Annotated in this window: 19 protein-coding genes and 1 tRNA gene; 6 read left to right on the top strand and 14 right to left on the bottom strand. The window is 64.5% G+C overall.

Features of this window, described 5'->3' with window-relative positions; translation table 11 throughout:
• The first annotated feature begins 97 nt into the window (after positions 1 to 97).
• The 4 genes from mreC (at position 98) to rodA (ending at position 5,373) form a co-directional block, all read left to right on the top strand.
• Positions 98 to 1,246: a rod shape-determining protein MreC gene (gene mreC, locus HV744_RS10795; RefSeq protein ID WP_175149488.1), complete on the top strand. Its 1,149-nt coding sequence runs from the start codon at positions 98 to 100 to the stop codon at positions 1,244 to 1,246.
• The gene (gene mreD, locus HV744_RS10790; RefSeq protein WP_175149487.1) at positions 1,243 to 1,755 is read left to right on the top strand and encodes a rod shape-determining protein MreD; all 513 of its coding nucleotides are present in this window, start codon (positions 1,243 to 1,245) and stop codon (positions 1,753 to 1,755) included. Before mreC ends, mreD begins: the two co-directional genes overlap by 4 nt.
• Before the next feature lie 146 nt (positions 1,756 to 1,901).
• The gene (mrdA, locus tag HV744_RS10785) at positions 1,902 to 4,214 is read left to right on the top strand and encodes a penicillin-binding protein 2 (protein WP_175149486.1); all 2,313 of its coding nucleotides are present in this window, start codon (positions 1,902 to 1,904) and stop codon (positions 4,212 to 4,214) included.
• A gap of 10 nt (positions 4,215 to 4,224) precedes the next feature.
• On the top strand, positions 4,225 to 5,373 hold the full coding sequence (gene rodA / locus HV744_RS10780) for a rod shape-determining protein RodA (protein ID WP_175149485.1): 1,149 nt from the start codon (positions 4,225 to 4,227) through the stop codon (positions 5,371 to 5,373).
• A 122-nt stretch (positions 5,374 to 5,495) separates the two neighbouring features.
• On the opposite strand, the gene HV744_RS10775 is transcribed toward rodA, so the two are convergent.
• The 14 genes from HV744_RS10775 to def form a co-directional block, all read right to left on the bottom strand.
• Positions 5,496 to 6,209, bottom strand: coding sequence for a tetratricopeptide repeat protein (locus HV744_RS10775; RefSeq protein WP_175149484.1), 714 nt, complete (start codon positions 6,207 to 6,209; stop codon positions 5,496 to 5,498).
• Complete coding sequence (locus tag HV744_RS10770) at positions 6,206 to 6,988, bottom strand: HpcH/HpaI aldolase family protein (RefSeq protein ID WP_175149483.1); 783 nt, start codon at positions 6,986 to 6,988, stop codon at positions 6,206 to 6,208. The genes HV744_RS10775 and HV744_RS10770 overlap by 4 nt, the downstream gene beginning before the upstream one ends.
• A 244-nt stretch (positions 6,989 to 7,232) precedes the next feature.
• Positions 7,233 to 7,676, bottom strand: coding sequence for a 6-carboxytetrahydropterin synthase QueD (gene queD / locus HV744_RS10765; protein ID WP_175149576.1), 444 nt, complete (start codon positions 7,674 to 7,676; stop codon positions 7,233 to 7,235).
• Between the two features lie 9 nt (positions 7,677 to 7,685).
• Positions 7,686 to 8,318: a 7-carboxy-7-deazaguanine synthase gene (queE, locus tag HV744_RS10760; protein ID WP_175149482.1), complete on the bottom strand. Its 633-nt coding sequence runs from the start codon at positions 8,316 to 8,318 to the stop codon at positions 7,686 to 7,688.
• 60 nt (positions 8,319 to 8,378) lie between these two features.
• Positions 8,379 to 9,113, bottom strand: a complete 735-nt coding sequence (queC, locus tag HV744_RS10755; protein ID WP_175149481.1) for a 7-cyano-7-deazaguanine synthase QueC — start codon at positions 9,111 to 9,113, stop codon at positions 8,379 to 8,381.
• A 379-nt stretch (positions 9,114 to 9,492) separates the two neighbouring features.
• Positions 9,493 to 9,568: transfer RNA gene (locus HV744_RS10750), tRNA-Phe, on the bottom strand.
• 117 nt (positions 9,569 to 9,685) lie between these two features.
• The gene (gene esaR, locus HV744_RS10745) at positions 9,686 to 10,375 is read right to left on the bottom strand and encodes a response regulator transcription factor EsaR (RefSeq protein WP_175149480.1); all 690 of its coding nucleotides are present in this window, start codon (positions 10,373 to 10,375) and stop codon (positions 9,686 to 9,688) included.
• The gene (locus HV744_RS10740; RefSeq protein ID WP_175149479.1) at positions 10,376 to 12,793 is read right to left on the bottom strand and encodes a sensor histidine kinase; all 2,418 of its coding nucleotides are present in this window, start codon (positions 12,791 to 12,793) and stop codon (positions 10,376 to 10,378) included. It abuts the gene before it with no gap.
• A complete protein-coding gene (locus HV744_RS10735; RefSeq protein WP_175149478.1) occupies positions 12,783 to 13,382 on the bottom strand; it encodes a DUF4390 domain-containing protein in 600 nt (199 codons plus the stop codon). The genes HV744_RS10740 and HV744_RS10735 overlap by 11 nt, the downstream gene beginning before the upstream one ends.
• On the bottom strand, positions 13,379 to 14,818 hold the full coding sequence (rsmB, locus tag HV744_RS10730) for a 16S rRNA (cytosine(967)-C(5))-methyltransferase RsmB (protein WP_175149477.1): 1,440 nt from the start codon (positions 14,816 to 14,818) through the stop codon (positions 13,379 to 13,381). Before rsmB ends, HV744_RS10735 begins: the two co-directional genes overlap by 4 nt.
• A 335-nt stretch (positions 14,819 to 15,153) precedes the next feature.
• Entirely contained in the window at positions 15,154 to 16,011 is an 858-nt protein-coding gene (gene htpX, locus HV744_RS10725; protein WP_175149476.1) for a zinc metalloprotease HtpX, read from the bottom strand.
• Positions 16,012 to 16,116: 105 nt separating this feature from the next.
• Positions 16,117 to 16,758 (bottom strand): LysE family translocator, encoded by a 642-nt coding sequence (locus tag HV744_RS10720; protein WP_175149475.1) that lies wholly within the window; start codon positions 16,756 to 16,758, stop codon positions 16,117 to 16,119.
• A 112-nt stretch (positions 16,759 to 16,870) separates the two neighbouring features.
• The gene (fmt, locus tag HV744_RS10715) at positions 16,871 to 17,857 is read right to left on the bottom strand and encodes a methionyl-tRNA formyltransferase (protein ID WP_175149474.1); all 987 of its coding nucleotides are present in this window, start codon (positions 17,855 to 17,857) and stop codon (positions 16,871 to 16,873) included.
• A 31-nt stretch (positions 17,858 to 17,888) separates the two neighbouring features.
• Positions 17,889 to 18,392, bottom strand: coding sequence for a peptide deformylase (gene def, locus HV744_RS10710; protein ID WP_175149473.1), 504 nt, complete (start codon positions 18,390 to 18,392; stop codon positions 17,889 to 17,891).
• A gap of 243 nt (positions 18,393 to 18,635) precedes the next feature.
• On the opposite strand from def, the gene dprA reads away from it, so the two are divergent.
• Positions 18,636 to 20,087: a DNA-processing protein DprA gene (gene dprA / locus HV744_RS10705; RefSeq protein ID WP_175149472.1), complete on the top strand. Its 1,452-nt coding sequence runs from the start codon at positions 18,636 to 18,638 to the stop codon at positions 20,085 to 20,087.
• A 70-nt stretch (positions 20,088 to 20,157) separates the two neighbouring features.
• The gene (locus HV744_RS10700; protein WP_175149471.1) at positions 20,158 to 20,535 is read left to right on the top strand and encodes a thioredoxin family protein; all 378 of its coding nucleotides are present in this window, start codon (positions 20,158 to 20,160) and stop codon (positions 20,533 to 20,535) included.
• Positions 20,536 to 20,671 lie beyond the last annotated feature (136 nt).

Here is a 20,671-nt window from a genome sequence, read left to right as displayed (position 1 = left end):
GTTTGCCATTGGCTGGGCCAACCAGCCTCCGCGCGCTGAACGCGCGTCCGTCGCGCGCCGCCGTCTCATCCAACTGCTCACGCCCCCGGCGCCGACCATGGAATACAGTCCGCCGCCCCTGTTCAAGCAAGGCCCGTCGGCGCTCGCACGACTGGTGTTTTTCGTCGTGCTGGCGCTGGCCCTGCTGATCTCCGATGCACGCTTCCAGACGCTCGAAATCGTCCGCGGGGTGCTCGGCGCGGGTCTTTATCCGTTTCAACGCGCGGCGCTCGTGCCGCGCGACATCTTCATGGGCGCCGCCGATCTGGCCGTGACCAGCGCCACATTGCGCCAGGAAAACGAGAAGCTGCACACCAAAGACCTGCAGCTCTCGCAGCAGGCCAATACGGCCGCCGAGCTTGCCGCCGAAAACGGCCATTTGCGCGCACTGCTGCAACTGTCGCAGCGCTCGACCACCCAATCGCTGCCCGCCGAAATCCAGTACGACACGCGCGACCCGTTCACGCAGAAGGTGGTTATCGGTCGCGGTGCGCAGCAGGGCATCCAGAACGGTTCGCCGGTCGTCAACGAAGACGGCGTGATCGGCCAGGTGACGCGCGTATTCCCGCTGCAAGCCGAGGTCACGCTGCTCACGGACAAGGATCAGGCGGTGCCTGTGCAGATCGTGCGCACCGGCTTGCGCAGCGTGATCTACGGCACGCCGAAGGGCGACACGCTCGATCTGCGCTTCGTGCCGATCAGCGCCGACGTTCAAACCGGCGACGAACTCGTGACCAGCGGACTCGACGGCGTGTATCCGCCGGGACTGCCGGTCGCCAAGGTGGTGCGGGTCGACAAGCAGGCTGACACGGCGTTCGCGCGCGTGGTTTGCCTGCCGGTCGCGCCGGTGCGCGGCGCGCGTCAGTTGCTGGTGCTGCACTACGTGAACGACGTGCCGCCGCGTCCTGCCGAACAACCCGACGCGGCCACGGCTGCAAAGGAAGCGAAGGCGAAAAAGGGCGGCAAACCGGCGGACGGCAAGGCCGCGGCGGACAAATCCACCGCCAGGCCGGGTGAAAAAGCCGCAGCTGAAAAACCCACCACCAAGGCAAGCGAAAAAGCCCCGCCTGAAAAACCCGCCGCCGCCAAGCCCGCCGAAAAAGCCCCGGCCAAACCGGCCGCCGCTGAGAAGAAGCCCGCCACCGACAAGAAACCGGCCGCCGAGAAGAACGCGAAGCCGCAAGCTATGCCGGGGGCCCAGCCATGAACCGTCCGCAATACATTCTGCAGCCGGTCAATCCGTACTTCATCACGTTCAGCCTCGCCGCCGCGTTCCTGCTGAACCTGATGCCGTGGGGGCGTCTCGTCGGCGTGCCGGATTTCGTCGCGCTCGTGCTGCTGTTCTGGAACGTGCACCAGCCGCGCAAAGTCGGCATGGGCATCGCGTTTTTCCTCGGCTTGCTGATGGATGTCCACAACGCCAGCCTGCTCGGCGAGCACGCGCTGGCGTACACGCTGCTGTCGTATGGCGCGATCACGATCCACCGGCGCGTGCTGTGGATGTCGCTCGGCGTGCAGACCTTCGCGGTGATGCCGCTGCTGGTCGTCGCGCAACTGGTGCCGTTCGTGATCCGTCTGCTGACGGGCGCGGCGTTTCCGGGCTGGGGTTACCTGATCGACGGTTTCGTCGAAGCCGCGCTGTGGCCGATCGCCAGCGTGCTGTTGTTGATGCCGCAACGCCGCCCGGCCGATCCGGACGATACGCGGCCCATTTGATTCCGCATCGGGCTCGCCGGCCGTTCCGTTCTGACGGAACTCATCCGCCCGGCCCGCCCGACGCGCATCGCTGTTCATGCCTCCCGGTTCCGGCCGGATTGGGCGCACACTCATGATGGCCGTCATCCGGCCTTTTGCAGAATCGCATGACCGAATTCAAGGACACTCAGCAACAGCTCTCGAAATTCCGCCTGCGCGTCGCGGCGGCGGGCCTGTTTGTGTTCGTCTGCTTCGGGCTGATTGGCTTCCGCTTCCTGTTCCTGCAGGTCTGGCACTACAGCAAATACTCGCTGCAGGCCGATGAAAACCGCATCTCCGTCGCGCCGATCGTGCCGAACCGCGGCATCATCACCGATCGCAACGGGGTCGTGCTGGCCAAGAACTACTCGGCCTACACGCTCGAAATCACGCCGTCGAAGCTGAACGACTCGCTCGAAAACGTGATCGACAACCTGGCCACGGTCGTGTCGGTCGACGCGCGCGACCGCCGCCGCTTCAAGAAGCTGCAGGAAGATTCGAAGAACTTCGAAAGTCTGCCGATCCGCACCCGCCTGACCGACGACGAAGTGGCGCGTTTCACCGCGCAGCGCTTCCGTTTCCCCGGCGTGGAAGTGCGCGCCCGGCTGTTCCGCCAGTACCCGCTCGGGCCCACCGCGGCGCACGTGATCGGCTACATCGGGCGGATTTCGCAGCGCGATCAGGAGCGTATCGACGACGCCAGCGACCAGAATGACAGCGATCCGGACCACTACGATCCGCGTCTGGACGCGAACAACTACAAGGGCACCGACTACATCGGCAAGATCGGCGTCGAGCAGAGCTACGAGACCGAGCTGCACGGCCAGACCGGTTTCGAGGAAGTGGAAGTGACGGCCGGCGGCCGGCCGGTGCGCACGTTGTCGCGCACTCAGGCGACGCCCGGCAACAACCTCGTGCTATCGCTCGATATCGGCTTGCAGCAGGTCGCCGAGCAGGCCTTCGCCGGACGCCGCGGCGCGCTGGTCGCGATCGAACCGGCTACCGGCGACGTGCTCGCGTTCGTGTCGGCGCCGAGCTTCGATCCGAACTCCTTCGTCGACGGCATCGACCAGCAGACCTGGGACGAGCTCAACAACTCGCCGGACCATCCGCTGCTGAACCGGCCGCTGCACGGCACCTATCCGCCGGGTTCGACCTACAAGCCGTTCATGGCGCTAGCCGCGCTGACGCTGCATAAGCGCACGCCGGGCTGGGGCTTCCAGGATCCGGGCTCGTACACGTTCGGCGGCCACACGTTCCGCAACGACGTGCGCTCGGGCCAGGGCTGGGTCGACATGAACCGCGCGATCGTGGTGTCGAACGACACGTATTTCTACATGCTCGCGCACGATCTCGGCGTCAACAACATCGCCAACTTCATGAAGCCGTGGGGCTTCGGCCAGATCACCGGCATCGACATCTCGGGCGAAGCGCGCGGCATCCTGCCGTCGACCGATTGGAAGCGCAAGGCGTACCGCAGGCCCGAGCAGCAACGCTGGTATGAAGGCGAGACCATCAGCCTCGGCATCGGCCAGGGCTACAACTCGTTCACCATTCTGCAGCTCGCTCACGCCACCGCGACGCTCGCGAACAACGGCGTCGTGATGAAGCCGCACCTCGTGCGCGACATCGAAAATCCGATCACCAAGGACACCCGTGCGGTCGTGCGCGATCCGAGCGACAAGATCGCGGTGAAGCAGTCGGACATCGACATCATCAAGCACGCGATGGAAGCGGTCGTGACCAACGGTACGGCATCCAAACTGTTCATCGGCGCACAGTATCAGGCGGCCGCCAAGACCGGGACGGCGCAGGTCTACTCGCTGCAAGGCGCGAACTACAAGGGTCACGCGACCGCCGAACATCTGCGCGACCACGCGCTGTTCATCGCGTTCGCTCCGGCCGAGCAGCCGAAGATCGCGCTCGCGCTGATCGTCGAAAACGGCGGCTGGGGGGCGGAGTCGGCCGGCCCGATTGCGCGCAAGGTGCTCGACTACTACCTCGTCGGCAAGAACAAGCCAGGCGCTCAGACGGCGGCCGTCGCGGCCGCGGCGTCGGCGACCCAGGACGCGTCCGCGCCTCAGGTCGGCGACGCGCCGGCAACGCCGGAAGCGGCGCAACCGGTCAAGGTTGCGGCGGGCTTCACCGCGTTGCCGATCCCTGGCGCGGCTTCGGCGGCGGCGGCAGCTTCGGCGGCTTCGGCTGCGAATGCCGCCTCCGCGCCGGCAGCGGCTTCCGCCGCAGTGGCGGCAAGTGCGTCGGCGGCTGTGCCCGCCTCCGCGTCCGCCACTGCAAAAAAATCGGCGCCGCGTAAATCCGGCGCTCCGCATATACCCCGCCCGGCTAGCGAAGCGGCGCCGACCGCCGCTGCTCCATCGCGGGACGACGCCATTCAGGCCACGTCGCCACGCCAGCCGGTTGGCGGCGGCATCGACGAGTAAGGAGAAAGGCATGCAATTCGACAAGCGCGCCTGGATCGACCGCATCAAGCGGATGTTCGCGGGCTTCGACCGTCCGCTTGCACTGATCGTGTTTCTGCTGTTGTGCGTCGGCATCGTCACGCTGTACAGCGCAAGTCTGGACGTCCCCGGCCGCGTGGAAGACCAGTTGCGCAACATCCTGCTGACCTTCGTGCTGATGTGGGGACTCGCCAATGTGCCGCCCACCACGCTGATGCGCTTCGCGGTCCCGCTCTATACGTTCGGGATCGCGTTACTGGTCGCGGTGGCGATGTTCGGCCTCACGCGCAAGGGCGCCAAGCGCTGGATCAATGTCGGCGTGGTGATCCAGCCGTCGGAGATTCTGAAGATCGCCACACCGCTGATGCTCGCCTGGTACTACCAGCGCCGCGAAGGCGTGATGCGATGGTATGACTTTCTGGTCGGTCTGCTGATCCTCGCGGTGCCGGTCGGTTTGATCGCCAAGCAGCCCGACCTGGGCACGGCCGTGCTGGTGTTCGCGGCCGGCCTCTTCGTGATTTACTTCGCGGGCCTGAGTTTCAAGCTGATCGTGCCGGTGCTGATCGCGGGCGTGATCGCGGTCGCGGCGATCGCGACGTTCCAGGACAAGATCTGTCAGCCCGAAGTGCAATGGCCGCTGATGCATGACTATCAGAAGCACCGCATCTGTACGCTGCTCGATCCGACTTCCGATCCGCTCGGCAAGGGCTTCCACACCATTCAGGCGGTGATTGCGATCGGCTCCGGCGGGCCGCTTGGCAAGGGCTGGTTGAAGGGCACGCAGGCGCATCTGGAGTTCATCCCCGAGAAGCACACCGACTTCATCTTCGCGGTGTTCTCCGAGGAGTTCGGTCTCGCCGGCGGGGTTGTGCTGCTCACGCTCTATATGCTGCTGATTGCGCGCGGGCTATATATCGCGGCCAACGGCGCGACGCTGTTCGGGCGGCTGCTGGCCGGATCGCTGACGATGGCGTTCTTCACCTACGCGTTCGTCAATATCGGCATGGTGAGCGGGATCTTGCCGGTGGTCGGCGTGCCGTTGCCGTTCATGAGCTACGGCGGCACCGCGCTGACCACGCTCGGGGTTGCGATCGGCCTCATCATGAGCGTCGCGCGGCAGAAGCGGCTGATGCAGAGTTAGCGCGGCGAAGGGTCAACGCGGCGGTTGTCGAAGATCGAAAGTCGAAGCCGGTTTGAGCAGGCCCAAACGAACAATCAGAATGCAGAAGGGGCGCACCGTCGTCGGGAGCGCCCCTGTTTCATTTACTGCGGTTTCACTTCCTTCTGATCCCGCAGTTGCGCGCTGAGTTGCTGATACTTCAGACGCGCCGCCGGATCGCCCTGCGCCGCCGCCGCCGCGTAATAGGCGCGCGCCACGTTCAGATTCTTGTCCACGCCGTCGCCGCCCCGCTCGTAGAAAGAGCCGGTCACGTATTGCGCGGTCATGTCGCCGCCCTGTGCTGCCTTCTTGTACCAGACGAAAGCCTGCTTGTTGTCGCGCTCGGTGCCGCGCCCGTCGAGGAACTGGTTGGCCAGCGCCAGCTGCGCCTGCACATGGCCCTGTTGCGCGGCCTTCAGGAACCAGCGGTGCGCCTCGACCGGATCGCGCCCGACGAACTCGCCATCGTCGTACATCTTGCCGTACACGTATTGAGCGTGCGACATGTTGGCATCGGCGGCCTTGCGCAGCCACTTCTTGCCTTCGTCGACATTGACCGGGGTGCCTTCACCGTTGAGCAGCATCATCGCGTAATTGAACTCGGCGAGCCGGTTGCCGCGCTCGGCGGCCGTGCGGAATTCGGCCAGCGCCGCGCCCAGGTTGCCGGCGTTGTAGTCGGCGACCGCGGTTTGCGTCTCCGGATCGGTCGACTTCGCCGGCCGGTCCTGCGCATACGCCGCCCCACTCATCGCGCCGCTCGCCAGCAACGCCGCCGTGACCACCACCCGCACGACGACACCCTGCACCTTCCCCTTCATGACCTGACCTCCTGCAACGCCTGGCGGGTCGCGCGCAACATCCATATGACGTCGGCGGCCAGAGCGATAAAACGAAAACCGGCATCGCGATGCTGCTTCGCACTCGCGACGTCCATGGCGAAAATGCCGGCCGCGATGCCGGCCTTGTCGGCGGCGCTGACAATCCGCGCCATCGCCGCCTGCACGTCGGCGTGCTTCGAATCGCCAAGATGACCGAGGCTCGCGGCCAGATCGGCCGGTCCGACAAACAGGCAAGCGACACCCGGCGTCGCCGCGATCTTCTCGACCTCCTGCAAGCCGCGCGCCGATTCGATCTGCACGATGGTCGCGATCTGCGCATTGGCCGTCTGCACGTAGTCGCGCCGCATGCCGTAGGCCGCCGCGCGCACCACGCCGGCAACGCCGCGCTGACCGTCAAGCGCATCGGCGGTTGGATATTGCGTGAGACGCACGGCGTGGGCCGCGTCGTCGGCGGATTCGATATTCGGGAACATCAGCGTGCGCGCGCCGGCGTCCAGCACTCGCTTGACGAGCCAGGCCTCGCTGGCGGGCACACGCACCACCGGCTCGCTCGGCAGATGCGCGGCGGCGATTGCGCGCAATTGCGACGCGACGTCGCCGCTATCGTTCGGCGCGTGCTCCATGTCGATCAGCAGCCAGTCGAAACCGGCATGCGCGAGCGCTTCGGCCGCGACATCGCTGCCGAGCGACAGCCATAGGCCGAACAGCGGATCGGCTTCCGTCAGACGTTGCTTGAGGGGATTGGTGAAGGTGCTCATCGGCGCGCTCCGTGGCGGTGCGCGAACGCATCACCTGAAGCGCGGGAAAGCGGGCCGGCCTCGTGGGCCAGGCAAAGACAACGGCGCAGGCCGTGTCGGCCTGGATGCCTGCTGCGACGCAATGCGGTGACCGGCATGTCTCGCTCCGTGTGGTTATCGGAGCGATCATACCGTGCCAAAAACGCCAAGGTTGGGCCGTCCCCAAGGGGATTTCCTACTGGGCGCGCAGCCTGCCCTGTGAGTTTTAATCGCGGACCACGTCGGCCCAGCAATTCGGCGTCTCATACAGACGCACCTTGTGCAGACGCAGATTCACGCCGTAGTGCGCGTCGTACACGTTCGCGAGAATATCGAACGCGACGGCCGCGAGATTTTCGACAGTCGGGATGCGGTCGAGCACGACCGTCTTGTGGCCCGCCATGGTCTCCAGAAAGCCGCGCACTTGCGTGTCGCCTTCGTAGACGAGGAACGCGTGATCCCACTTGTCGACCAGATGCTCGACGGCAAGCGACTTCACGTCGGCGAAGTCCATCACCATGCCGCGATCGGGCGCGCCTTCGGTGTCGACCAGATCGCCTTGCAGCGTGATTTCGAGCACATAGCGATGGCCATGCAGATTACGGCACTGGCTGCGGTGATCGGGGATGCGGTGACCCGCGTCGAATTCGAGTTTTCGTGTAATCGTCAGCACGGCAAATCAGGGAATGTTCAGATACTTGTGGGTCTGCATCGACAGGCGCCATTGCGGATGGCGTTTGCACCATTCGATCGCAAGCTTGGTGTTAATGTCGCGCGACGGGCCGTCCATCGGCTGGACGAGGAAATACTCGAAGTCGAGCTTCGCATACTCGGACAGGCGCTGGTTGTCCTGCGGAATCACGACCTTCAGTTCGTTGCCCTTGGTCACGACGAGCGGCGCGTCGGCCTTCGGGCTCACGCAAATCCAGTCGATCGTTTCGAGCACCGGCAACGAGCCGTTGGTTTCGATCGCGATTTCGAAGCCCGCGGCATGCAGCGCGTCGACCAGCTGCTGATCGATCTGCAGCATCGGCTCGCCGCCCGTGCAGACCACGAAGCGCTCGCCCTCGCCTTGCGGCCATTGCGACGCGATCATCTGCACCAGCTCTTCAGCGCTGCGGTACTTGCCGCCGTTCTCGCCATCGGTGCCGACGAAATCGGTATCGCAGAAGCGGCACACGGCCTCGGCACGATCTTCTTCGCGGCCCGACCACAGATTGCAGCCGGCGAACCGGCAGAACACGGCCGGGCGCCCGGCATTCGCGCCCTCGCCCTGCAACGTGTAGAAGATTTCCTTGACCGCGTAAGTCATGCTGCTTTCTGCCTTCTGTTCCTGAAAATGATTGCCTGATTTGCGCCGGTGCGCCGACCGTCAGAGCGGCGGTTCGGTGACCTTTTCGCCGCTCAGGTACGCTTCGTAACCGCGTTTGCGCAAGCGGCACGCCGGGCATTCGCCACAGCCGAAGCCCCACGCATGCAGTTCGGCGCGTTCGCCGACGTAGCAGGTATGCGTCTCGACGCGCACCAGCTCGACCAGTTCATCGCCACCCAGCTCGTGCGCGAGACGCCATGTGTCGGCCTTGTCGAGCCACATCAGCGGCGTTTCGAGCAGGATGCGCGTGTCCATGCCCAGGTTCAGCGTGACCTGCAACGCCTTCATCGTGTCGTCGCGGCAATCGGGGTAGCCCGAAAAATCTGTCTCGCACATTCCGCCGACCAGCACCTGCAAACCGCGCCGATACGCAATCGCTGCCGCAATGGTCATGAACATCAGATTGCGGCCCGGCACGAACGTGTTCGGCAAACCGTTGGCCGTGGCTTCGATCTCGATCTCGCGCGTCATCGCGGTATCGCTGATCGCGCCGAGTATCGACAGATCGATCATATGGTCGTCGCCGAGACGATCGGCCCACGCCGGAAATGCGCGCGTGACAGCCTGACGAAACCCTTCGCGGCATTCGAGTTCGACACGGTGCCGCTGACCGTAATCGAAACCGAGCGTTTCGACCGTTTCATAACGATCGAGCGCCCAGGCGAGGCACGTGGCGGAATCCTGGCCGCCGGAAAACAGCACGAGAGCGCTACGCTTAGCGTCTTTGCGGATCACCGTGATACTCCGTGAATGATGAGTGCCACGTCGCGCTGCGCGAGGTGCGCCATGCGGACAACGCGGCGCGACGCGTGCCGGCATTGCTGCCGGCCAAAGCAGTATAGGCCGCGCCTTCCGCATGCAGAGTCGCTGGGCTCTTATACCGTTAATGGTCGGGCGAAGGGTTCGGTGCGAATGGCGGCCTGGGCCGCGCAGCACCCGGACGCGAATCAGGTGACACGCTCGCGCGCAAGTCCTTGAACTGGCGCAATTTTATCACGCGACGCCGAACGCCGCCGAGCGCGCCCTCACGCATCGCGCGCGCAAGCCGAAGCAACGAATGCCCGTCGGAAAATGAAAAGCCCCAGGAATCTTGCGATTTCCTGGGGCTGAATCCTGGTGGCCTGGGACGGAATCGAACCATCGACACGCGGATTTTCAATCCGCTGCTCTACCAACTGAGCTACCGGGCCAACGAAGAACGAAATCATATCAAAGGGTCAGCAGTGTCGCAAGTCCCCTCTCGAAAAAAGTTATCGAGGCGGGAGCTGCGCGTGAAGCATTGCTGCTCCGCGCGCGCCTTCACTGTTTCACTCCCCTTTGTTCTTGCCGAGATCGACGCCGAGCTGCTTGAGCTTGCGGTACAGGTGCGTGCGCTCCAGCCCGGTCTTCTCCGCCACGCGCGTCATGCTGCCGTTCTCACGCGCAAGGTGATACTCAAAGTAAGCACGCTCGAACGCATCGCGCGCATCACGCAGCGGGATGTCGAACGAGATCGATGCCGTTTGCGCAGCCAGCGCGCCGCTGCCCATGCCATCGGTCGACAGCATCGGCAACGCGGCCGCCGAAGCCACCGCCGACGCGCTCACCGGCAACACCGGCTTGGCCGCCGCGCCGCCGGGCGCACCCGCCGAATTGCCGCGCGCCAGACCCTGCTCGACGGCCTTCAGCAGCTTCTGCAACGCAATCGGCTTCTCGAGGAAATTGAGCGCGCCGATCTTGGTCGCTTCAACCGCGGTATCGATGGTCGCATGGCCGGACATCATGATCACCGGCATGGTCAATTGCCCTTGCGCAGCCCATTCCTTGAGCAACGTCACGCCGTCGGTGTCGGGCATCCAGATGTCGAGCAGCACGAGGTCCGGTGCCTGACGCAAACGGAACTCGCGCGCTTCCTGCGCATTTTCAGCGGCCTCCACGACATGCCCCTCGTCGCTCAGGATCTCCGAGAGCAATTCCCGGATGCCCATTTCATCATCTACCACCAGGATGGTTGCCATTTACGCTGCCCTTGTCTGCACTGTTGCTTTTGTCTTTCCCTGCGACGCACCGCCGCCGTGCGCCGGTCGCGGCCCTGTACCAGGTGCCGCGGCATCGTCTGCCAGTTGAAGGAAGAGGATCGAAATCTGCGCGCCCTCGATCACGTCGCCCGCTTTCATGCGATTGCGAATGTCGATGCGCGCGCCATGTTCATCGACGATCTTCTTGACCATTGCAAGACCCAGGCCCGTACCTTTGGCCTTGGTCGTCACGTAAGGTTCGAATGCGCGTGTGAGGATGCGCGCAGGGAACCCCGGTCCGTTATCCGACACTGTCAGACGCACCGCGACGTGTACTTTGCCTTCCGCGTCGGGGTCTCCGTATTCTACTGTCCTCGTCTCGAGCAACACACGCGGATGCTCGACCTCGGCTACCGCATCCTGCGCGTTCTGCAGCAGGTTGTGAATCACCTGGCGCAATTGCGTCGCGTCGCCGCGAATCGCCGGCAACGCGGAAAGCTCCACCTGGATCGCGCCTTTACCTTCTTCGATACCGTACAGCGTGAGCACTTCGCTGACCAGATCGTTCAGTTGCAGATGCGCGAGCACGGCCGGGGGCGTGCGCGCGTAGTCGCGGAAATTGTCGACCATCTGCTTCATCGCGGCGACCTGGTTCACGATCGTGGTCGCGCCGCGCTTCAACACGTCGGCATCGGATGGCGACAGCTTGTCGGCGAGCTTCATCTGCAGACGCTCTGCGGAGAGCTGGATCGGCGTGAGCGGATTCTTGATCTCGTGCGCGAGCCGCCGCGCGACTTCGCCCCATGCAATCGAACGCTGCGCGGAGATCACGTCGGAGATGTCGTCGAACACCACGACGTAGCCGGAGGTCTGCATGTCTTCCGCATCGCGGTCCGTCGCCGAGACGAGACGCGCGCCGCGCACGAGCAACGTGAGCGGTTCGGTTTCGCCCGGCACCTGAATCGACAACTGCTGCTGCCAGTGGCCGCGATCGTCGTGACCGTCGCCGCTCGCCGCTTCGCGATCGGCAAACGCCTTGCGGACCATGCCGCCGAATTCGCTCAACGCGCTGATCTGATCGAGCGCCGAACCGAGCACGGTCTGGAACGGCTGCCGGAAAATCCGCTCGGCGCCGCGATTCGCGGTGGTGAGCCTGAACTGCCGGTCGAACACGAACACGCCCGCGGTCAGATTCGCGAGAATACTTTCCAGATACGACTTCGAATGTTCGAGCGCGATGCGGTTGTTCTCGACCGCGGCGCGCGCTTCGGACAACTGCCGCGTCATCGCGTTGAACGACTGCGTGAGGAAGCCCAGTTCGTCGCGCGACTTGATTTCGCGCTTCGGCGTGTAGTCGCCTTCGGTAATTTCCTTGGTGCCCTGCGCGAGCAGGAACAACGGCCGCGCGAGCTGATTGCCGAGCGCGAGCGCCAGCATCATCGCGATGAAGGTGGCGAGGAACAGCGCGAGCGTCAGCGTGCCGATATACATCTTGCGCAGACCGGTGCGGCCGAGCGCCTTCTCCTGGTACTCGCGATAGGCGCGCTGCACCGCATCGGCATTGCGCGCGAGCGACGGCGACACCGGCTGCGTGAGTTGCAGGAAGCGTTCGGCGGGCTGCAACAGCGAAGCGTTCGAGTCCGGAATGCGCTGCACGACGCGCAAGCGCAGCGCGCCCTTGCCGCCATGCGCGTGCGGATCGCCGTCCACTTCGCCTTCGATCGCCGCATAGCCGCGGCCACGCGCCTGATCGATCATCAACGGCGTGGGCAAGTCGTTCGGCAAGAGCATCGCGTAATTGCCGGATGCCTGTGCGACCACATGCATATCAGGTGTCGCGCCCGACATGCTGCGCGTGGGCTCGACGATGAGCGCGTCCTGCACGCCGAACTGATCGCGCAGACGCAACAGCGTGAGCGTGGTGCCGGCGGCATCCGCGCTGGCGAGCTGCTCGGACATCAGGCGCCCCTTGGTCTGCAGATCGGACAGCGACGCGTCGAGCATGCCGCGCCCGAGATTCAGGCCGGACGTGAGCGCGGTTTCGACATTCACGTCGAACCACGATTCGATACTGCGCGAGACGAACTGATACGAGACCACGTAAATGATCCCGCCCGGCACCACGCCGACCAGCGCCATGAAGAACGCGAGTTTCGCCAGCAACCGCGTGCCGAACTTACCCGTGCGCAGCCGCGCGATGATGATGATGACGAGCGTCGTCACCACCAGCAGAAAGATCATCGCGACCGCGACATTGGACGCGTACAGCCACTGGTAATAGCGGTCGAAGAATTCGGTGTTGGCGCTGGCGGCGGCCAGCAGCACGAGCAGCAACACGGCCGTCACCGCGACCGTCGACACCAGCACGCGCACGACGATGCTGCTGACACTGGTGGTTGAGCGCACTTTATTTAGCACGTTCGGTCACCGTGAAGGTAAAGCGCTTCCATTCGGAGGCGAGGTTCCAGTCGCGGTTGTTCACCGCGTCGATCTGGAACGGCTTGGGCATCAGCGCGATGTCGAGCTGCATGCGCACCGACGCGGTGTAGGTCTCGCCGGCACGCACCTGGTTGCGGTCGATCACATGCCATGACGTCACGTGCTTGATCACCGCGAGCGCATCTTTGAGCGTGCTGAAGCCGAGTTGCAAACCACCCGACGACACGCTCGACACGCGGTATTCGCGCGTCAGCGGCTGAAACGACAGGCGCAGGCTCTGCGACACGCTCACCGGCTGCTCGTCGAACCAGTACCAGCGCGGCCGGCTCAGTTCGAAGTCGGTCGTGAAATATAGCGGAATGCCTTTGTTGACTGCGTCTTCGAGATTGCTGTTGAGGTCGAAGTCGAAACGCGCGTCGAGACTCCAGCCGGTGTTGTCGGCTTGCAGCGACGCCCGCTGCACCGCGATCGAGTCAGCGTGCGCCGCGCCCGGCACCGCTAGCCATACGGCCAGCGCAATCCAGAGTACGGCGGCGAGCCGAAGCGGGAAAAAGCGTTTGATGGTCACCGTTTCTGAAAGCGCGCGTAGAAAAATCCGTCGTGGTCTGTGTTCGCGCCGGCGCTGTCTTCAGCGGGTTGTCCGGCATCGGAACCGGCCGATGTGTCGGCGGGCGCGCGAGCGACTGAGGGTAAAAGTTGCCCCGGCGCGTCCAATCGTACCGCATCCGGATACTTGTTTCCAAACCACTGCGCCTGCAACTCGCCTTCCTCGGGAAAGATCGAACACGTAACGTAGAGCAGCTCGCCGCCCGGTTTTACGAGCGGCCAAAGCGCGTCGAGGATGCGGCGCTGTTCGGCGACCAGCGCGGCAATGTCGGACGCGCGACGCAGCCAGCGAATGTCCGGATGACGACGCACGATGCCCGACGCCGAGCACGGCACGTCGGCGAGGATGCGGTCGAACGGCTGGTCGATGTCGTCGTGCCATTTCGCCGGCGCGCCCGCATCGCCGATGCGCACTTCCGCTTCGAGCTTGAGCCGCTGCAAGTTTTCGCCGATGCGGCGCGCGCGCGACGCATCGCTTTCGAGGGCCACAAGTTGCAGATTGGCGAGTTCGAGTAGATGGCCGGTCTTGCCGCCGGGCGCCGCGCACGCGTCGAGCACGCGCATGCCGTCACGCACGCCGAGCAGTTGCGCGGCGAGTTGCGCGCCGGCGTCCTGCACCGAGACGACGCCGTCGTTGAAACCGGGAATGCGGTCCACCGGCATCGGCGTGTCGAGCCTGACGGCGTAGATGCCGGCCTTGCTCGCGGGAATGTGATGGTTTTGCAGCACTTGCAGGTAGGCGTCGACCGTCGAGCGACGGGCGTTCACGCGCAACGTGAGCGGACCTTGCGTGTTGCCGGACCCGAGCACCGCTTGCCACGCGTCAGGCCACGCGCGTTTGACCGCATCGATCCACCATGCCGGGTAGTTCCAGCGCGCGACTTCGTCGGCTTGCGCGACGCTCAGGAGCGTCTCGCGCTCGCGCAGGAAATTGCGTAGCACCGCGTTCACGAGCCCCTTGGCGAACGCGAATTCGCGACGCGCACCGATTGCGCTCACCGCCTGATCGACCACCGTGAACGGCGCGTAGGCGGCGCTCGCTTCGTCATCGATCAGCAGCGCGAGCGCGCAGGCAAGCACATGACCGACGTGCGGCGGCGGCGCTTTCTTCACCAGCTTCGCAATCAGCCACTCGGCGGTCGCGAGACGCCGCATCGTGCGGTACGCGATGTCCTGCACCGCGCCGCGCGCGGCGGCGGCGCTGCCCTCGGGCGCGGACACGAAAACAGATTGCAGCGCGGCCGGCAGGGCCGCGCCGAGACGCACGGCGCCGACGGCCTGGCCAGCACAGTCAAGCGCAAAACCCAGCGATTCGGGCGCGAGATGCAGTATCGACAAACGGGATTCGCGCGGACGTGCCGACGAGGAAGCAGAACGCGAAGAAGGCTTTGATGTCATGAAAAAGGCAAAGGCGGGCCGCGCGGTGCGCGCGACGCAATCGGCACATTGTAGCGTGGCGCCGGGCCGGAGCCGCCGCGGCTGGATGACAGGCGGTGGCGCAGTCGCGGCAAATCAGGAGCGAGTAAGCGGCCGAGGCCAACAACGGGGACGACAGCGATGCGGCGCAGGTCTGCGGCGACAGGCGCTAAGAGGTGGCGCGGCCTGGCCAGTCGACGCGCCAGAGCGTCTTGGCGAAATCGTCCCGGCGGCACTGCGGCTCGTATGCAGTTCTCGGCGCGCCTGAAATTAAAAAGGCGGGTCCGCAGACCCGCCTTGCATCACTTCACCCAGGGTTATTCGAAGCGCCCCGTGCGCGCCATTTCCATCAACCGCGCGATACGTTCTTCAGTCGCCGGGTGTGTCGAGAACAGATTCGCCATGCCGCCACCCGACAACGGATTCATGATCATCATTTGCGCCGTAGCCGGATGCTGCTCAGCCACAGGAAACGGAATACCGCTAGCGTAACGATGGATCTTGTCGAGCGCCGACGCGAGCGCTTGCGGGTCGCCGGAAATCTGCGCACCGCCACGATCGGCTTCGAATTCACGTGCGCGCGAAATCGCCATCTGAATCAGCGCACCCGCGATCGGCGCCAGCAGCGCGACTGCAATGCTGGCGATCGGGTTCGCGCGACGACCGCTTTCGTCGCGGCCGCCAAAGAACATCGCGAAGTTCGCCAGCGCGGAAATGGCGCCGGCCATGGTTGCCGAAATGGTCGAGATCAGAATGTCGCGGTGCTTCACGTGCGCGAGTTCGTGCGCCATCACCCCGCGCATTTCGCGCTCGGACAGCACGCGCAGGATGCCGGTGGTCGCGGCCACCGCCGCATGCTCCGGATTGCGGCCGGTGGCGAACGCGTTCGGCGCATCTTCGTTGATCAGGTAGACGCGCGGCATCGGCAGGTTCGCGCGCGTGGCGAGCTCACGCACCATGCGGTAAAACTGCGGTGCGCTGTTTTCGTCGACTTCCTGCGCGTTGTACATGCGCAGAACCATCTTGTCCGAAAACCAGTACGAGAAGAAATTCATCCCGAGGGCGATCACGAGCGCGATCATCATGCCTCGCTGCCCGCCGACCATCCCGCCGATCACGATGAAAAGGGCCGTGAACGCGGCCATCAACATCGCGGTTTTGACCCAATTGAACATATCTGCAACTCCTTGCCCTAAGCGCGGGCTTCATATCTGCGCCGCGTGATCGCGGCGCCTGATTGTAAGTGAAATGTTAGATATGGGCAGGTGAGGAAAATTCAATCAGCGCGACGCGGTGGCGAGCTTGATACCCAGGCCGACAAACGCGCTGCCGACGCCGCGATCCAGCCATTTCTTCACCGATGGCTTGCCCGAAAAACGCTGCGTCACGCTGCCCGCGATCCACGCGACAAAACTGTTCCAGACCATGCTCATCAGCACGAACACCGCGCCGAGCGTGAGGAACGCGAACGTTTTGTGATTGCTGCCGGTCGTCACGAACTGCGGGAAAAACGACACGAAAAAGAGCACCACCTTGGGGTTCAGCACATTGGTCCAGAAGCCTTGCAGGAAAAGCTGCTTCAGCGACTTGGGCGCGCCGGCCGCGCGCGCTTCGCCCACCGCCGCGTCAGCTGAGGGTTTGGCGAAAATCAGGCGCACGCCAAGATAGATCAGATAAATAGCGCCGGCGAATTTGATGACGGTGAACGCCGTGGCCGACGCGGCGAGCAGCGCGGTCAAACCAAACGCGCAGGCAAGCGAATGGACGCAGCAACCCGCGGAGATACCGAGAGCGGACATCAGACCCGCGCCACGGCCCTGAGCGACGCTGCGCCCGACGATATAAGCCGTATCCGGGCCGGGCGTCACGTTCAGAAGAAAGACCGCGACGACGAAAAACTCGAAATGGGTAATGCCGAACATTGAAATCCTCGAAACTTGGGCGGTTGCATGGAGGATTCTAACGCGCGGCAGGGTCGCGGCGGGGGTCTTGAACATCGGCCGAACGGCCGATGTTCAAGACATGCGCAGGCTGTTACTTTGCTTCGGGAAGTTGAAAACGCTGTCCCGCAGCCAGCGCCGAGCCGGCCAGGAATTCGCGCACCGGCAGGCGCTTGCCACCGGGTTTCTGCAATTGCGTCAGACGCAACGCGGCTTCGCCACAAGCCACGATCACGCCGTCGGCAGAGACTTCGGTAATCGTGCCGGGCGCGCTGTTGCTTCGAGCCTCGGCAGGAGCCGCGGCCCAGATCTTGACCGAGCTGCCGTCTTCCAGAGTGCCCACGCCGCCGGGGAACGGGTCGAACGCGCGCACCTGGCGCGCGAGGACCGCGGCCGGACGGCGCCAGTCGAGCGCGGCTTCATGCTTGCCGATCTTTTCCGCGTAAGTCACGCCGTCCGCCGGTTGCGGGGTCGATGCCAGCTTGCCGCTGCGCTCGAGTTCGAGCAGCGCATCGACAATCAGCTGCGCGCCGTCTTGCGCGAGACGGTCGTGCAACGTGGCCGTGGTGTCGTCGGCGGAAATCGGCGTGCGCACTTCGGAGATCATGGCGCCGGTGTCGAGGCCGACGTCCATTTGCATCAGCGTGATGCCGGTTTGCGCGTCACCCGCTTCGATCGCGCGATGGATCGGCGCCGCGCCGCGCCAGCGCGGCAACAACGACGCATGGATGTTGATGCAGCCGAGCGGCGGAATGTCGAGCACTTCCTGCGGCAGGATCAGGCCGTAGGCGGCGACCACCATGACGTCGTGCGGCGTGGCGCGCAGTTGATCGATCGCGGCTGCGGCTTCCGCCGGATATTTGCCGGCGCGGCGCAGCGAAGGCGGCTGCGCGACCGCCAGCCCATGCTCTTGCGCGTAGCGCTTGACCGGGCTCGCCTGCAATTTCATACCGCGCCCGGCGGGCCGGTCCGGCTGAGTCAGCACGAGCGGCACCGGAAAGCCGGCACTGTGAATCGCAGCCAGCGCGGCCGCGGCGAACTCCGGCGTACCGGCAAAGATGACGCGCAACGAATGACTCATGAACGGGGGCAGTAGGCGAGGTGGACGCGCATTACATCGCGTGGGCGAGCTTCTTCATCTTGCTCTTGATACGCGTCTGCTTCAGCGACGACAGGTACTCGACAAACACACGGCCCATCAGGTGATCCATTTCGTGCTGGATGCACACCGCGAGGAGCCCTTCACAGTCCATCTCGAAGGTCTCGCCCTTCTCGTTCAACGCCCGCACGCGCACTTTCTCGGCGCGCTCGACGTTGTCGTAAATGCCCGGCACCGAGAGGCAGCCCTCTTCCGACAGCTTGCGCTCGTCGCTCGACCAGATGATTTCCGGATTGATGAACGCGAGCAACTGGTCGTGCGTGTCCGACACGTCGATCACGACCACGCGCTCGTGCACGTCCACCTGGGTTGCGGCGAGGCCCACGCCGGGCGCCGCGTACATGGTCTCGGCCATGTCCGCGACGAGACGGCGGATACGGTCGTTGACCGTTTCGACCGGCTTCGCAATCTTGTGCAGACGCTTGTCCGGGTAATTGAGGATGTTCAGTAAAGCCATGATCTTGAGTGTGATTTTAGGCGCCGCTGACCGTTGGAAGGTTCGCGTTGGCCGTTCGGCCAGGTTGTGAGCAAGTCGCATTGCGCCGAGGATTGATGGTGTCGAACCGGTTCGATTCAACGCGCCATATGCGCTAAACGACGAGCCCGCGCGGGTGGGCGCGGCGCTGTGGTTATTTCGGATGATGAAAATTTTAGCATGGCGCCCGCCTGCCCGCTGGCCCTGCAAGAGGAGCGACTCGCAATGCACACCTTGCCCGCAACCGATATTGAACTCGCCGCGTGGCTGCGGCTGTCGCTCGCACCGGGGCTGAAACCCGCGGCGCTGCGCTTGATGCTGAGCGCTTTTGGACTGCCGGAAGCGATTTTCAGTCAAGCGCCAGAAGTGCTTGCCGGAGTCGCCGGTGAAGCCGCGGCGCGCGCCGCGCTGGCGCCGACAGGTCCCGACTTCGACGCCCAACTGGACGCGGTGATCGCGTGGCGCGAACTGCCCGGCAATCAGGTGGTGACGCTCGACGACCCCGCGTACCCGCCGGCGCTGCTGACCATGCCCGATCCGCCGCCGCTGCTATATATAAAGGGTCGACTCGATCTGCTGCATACGCGAGCGGTCGCGCTGGTCGGTAGCCGCAGCGCGACGCCGCAAGGCGTCGAGGACGCTGAGCGTTTCGCGCGCGAACTGTCGGCGGCGGGTGTCACCATCGTGTCGGGGCTGGCGCACGGCATCGACGGTGCCGCGCATCGGGGTGGCCTGGAAGGCATCGGCGGCACGGTTGCCGTGATCGGCACCGGCGCGGATCTCGTGTACCCGGCCGCGCATCACGCTTTGGCGCGGCAGATTGCCGTGCAGGGCGCCATTCTCTCGGAATGGCCGCTCGGCACGCCCGCGCGCGCCGCCAATTTTCCGCAGCGTAATCGTTTGATCGCAGGGCTGGTCAGCGGCGTGCTGATCGTCGAAGCGGCGATGCGCTCCGGCTCGCTGATCACGGCGCGGCTCGCCAATGAGATGGGACGTGATATTTTCGCGTTGCCTGGTTCGATTCACGCGCCGTTGTCGCGCGGGTGTCATCGGATCATCAAGCAAGGCGCAAAGCTGGTGGAGACGCCCGATGAAGTGCTGGAGGAGCTGGGCTTTGCAAGGCGGCCGGCAGTCCGTGCTGCCCTGGCCTCAAAGCAGACAGTTCCATGGGAGGGCGCCGATTCGGGGAATGCGCCGGGGGTCGGAACTTCGGCAACGGTTCGGTCAGAATTGGCAGCGGCCCGATCCACCGGTGCGGATCCGTCAGAGGTGGTAACTGCGTACTCGTTTGGAGCGGTTTCAGCGGACTCGGCAGCAGCGCAGACATGCTCAGCGGCTTCCCCTGACTCAGTCGCGGTGCAAATAGCAGCAGCCGGGACTTCATTGGTATCGCCCGTGGCAACGACGCAGGCAACAGCAACGGCCACAGCCGGCTTTGCAGCAACAAAACCATCCGCGCCGCCCTCCAATCCTGTCAATTCCGAAGCGCGGCGACTCCTCGCAGCCCTCGGCCACTCGCCCACCACGCTTGAAATCCTGGCCACCCGCACCGAGATGGAGGACGCAGCCTTGCAAACCACCCTGCTGCAGCTGGAACTCGCCGGCCAGGTAACGGTGCTGCCCGGCGGCCGCTTCATGCGGGCCAACCACAGCCGACCCCGCGTTGATCGAGGTTGACCACCCTTCAGGATCGGCCATGCTACATTCGCGCCAAAGCCCCTGACAAAGTACGCAAGGAAACCACCACATGCCCGCGCTGAATCTCGACACCGACCAAGACCGGATCGCCGAGCGCGTCAACGAACCCGACACGCTGTTCGTTGCCTGCCTGTGCGCCGAGTGGTGCGGCACCTGTCGTGACTATCGGGACGCTTTCGACAAGCTGGCCGACCGGCACCCGGAAATCTGTTTCGCATGGATCGACATCGAAACCCATGCGGACCGCTTCGATGATCTGGATGTCGAGAATTTCCCGACCATCCTGATCGAAGACTCGGTCACGACACGCTTTTTCGGTACCGTTTTGCCACAGGCGTCGATTGTGGAGCGGATGTTGTCGGACCTGACTGCCGTGCCCGGCATCACCGGCGCGCCCAAGCTGCGGCCCGCGCTGACGGTCGCCTGAACGCGGCCCCGCCAGCGCTCGAGCCTTGCCGCAAGGGTGTGTTGGAAGCGGTACACAGCGTGTTTGCCGCAGCTTGCCCAATGGCTGAGCGCGCAATTATGATGGCGCGCTTTTATGGCACTTGACACGCCGCTTT

This window comes from Paraburkholderia ultramafica (assembly GCF_902859915.1).
In the GTDB taxonomy this organism is placed as follows: Bacteria; Pseudomonadota; Gammaproteobacteria; order Burkholderiales; family Burkholderiaceae; genus Paraburkholderia; species Paraburkholderia ultramafica.
This window is presented reverse-complemented; position numbering and strand designations above follow the sequence as displayed.

Bases quoted from the DNA above. Each gene is read 5' to 3' on its own strand.
- dprA (WP_175149472.1), top strand. From the start codon at position 18,636: ATGCACACCTTGCCCGCAACCGATATTGAACTCGCCGCGTGGCTGCGG.
- htpX (WP_175149476.1), bottom strand. From the start codon at position 16,011: ATGTTCAATTGGGTCAAAACCGCGATGTTGATGGCCGCGTTCACGGCC.
- fmt (WP_175149474.1), bottom strand. From the start codon at position 17,857: ATGAGTCATTCGTTGCGCGTCATCTTTGCCGGTACGCCGGAGTTCGCC.
- rsmB (WP_175149477.1), bottom strand. From the start codon at position 14,818: ATGACATCAAAGCCTTCTTCGCGTTCTGCTTCCTCGTCGGCACGTCCG.
- mrdA (WP_175149486.1), top strand. From the start codon at position 1,902: ATGACCGAATTCAAGGACACTCAGCAACAGCTCTCGAAATTCCGCCTG.
- mreD (WP_175149487.1), top strand. From the start codon at position 1,243: ATGAACCGTCCGCAATACATTCTGCAGCCGGTCAATCCGTACTTCATC.
- HV744_RS10700 (WP_175149471.1), top strand. From the start codon at position 20,158: ATGCCCGCGCTGAATCTCGACACCGACCAAGACCGGATCGCCGAGCGC.
- esaR (WP_175149480.1), bottom strand. From the start codon at position 10,375: ATGGCAACCATCCTGGTGGTAGATGATGAAATGGGCATCCGGGAATTG.
- def (WP_175149473.1), bottom strand. From the start codon at position 18,392: ATGGCTTTACTGAACATCCTCAATTACCCGGACAAGCGTCTGCACAAG.
- rodA (WP_175149485.1), top strand. From the start codon at position 4,225: ATGCAATTCGACAAGCGCGCCTGGATCGACCGCATCAAGCGGATGTTC.
- HV744_RS10775 (WP_175149484.1), bottom strand. From the start codon at position 6,209: ATGAAGGGGAAGGTGCAGGGTGTCGTCGTGCGGGTGGTGGTCACGGCG.
- HV744_RS10770 (WP_175149483.1), bottom strand. From the start codon at position 6,988: ATGAGCACCTTCACCAATCCCCTCAAGCAACGTCTGACGGAAGCCGAT.
- mreC (WP_175149488.1), top strand. From the start codon at position 98: ATGGAATACAGTCCGCCGCCCCTGTTCAAGCAAGGCCCGTCGGCGCTC.
- HV744_RS10720 (WP_175149475.1), bottom strand. From the start codon at position 16,758: ATGTTCGGCATTACCCATTTCGAGTTTTTCGTCGTCGCGGTCTTTCTT.
- queE (WP_175149482.1), bottom strand. From the start codon at position 8,318: ATGACTTACGCGGTCAAGGAAATCTTCTACACGTTGCAGGGCGAGGGC.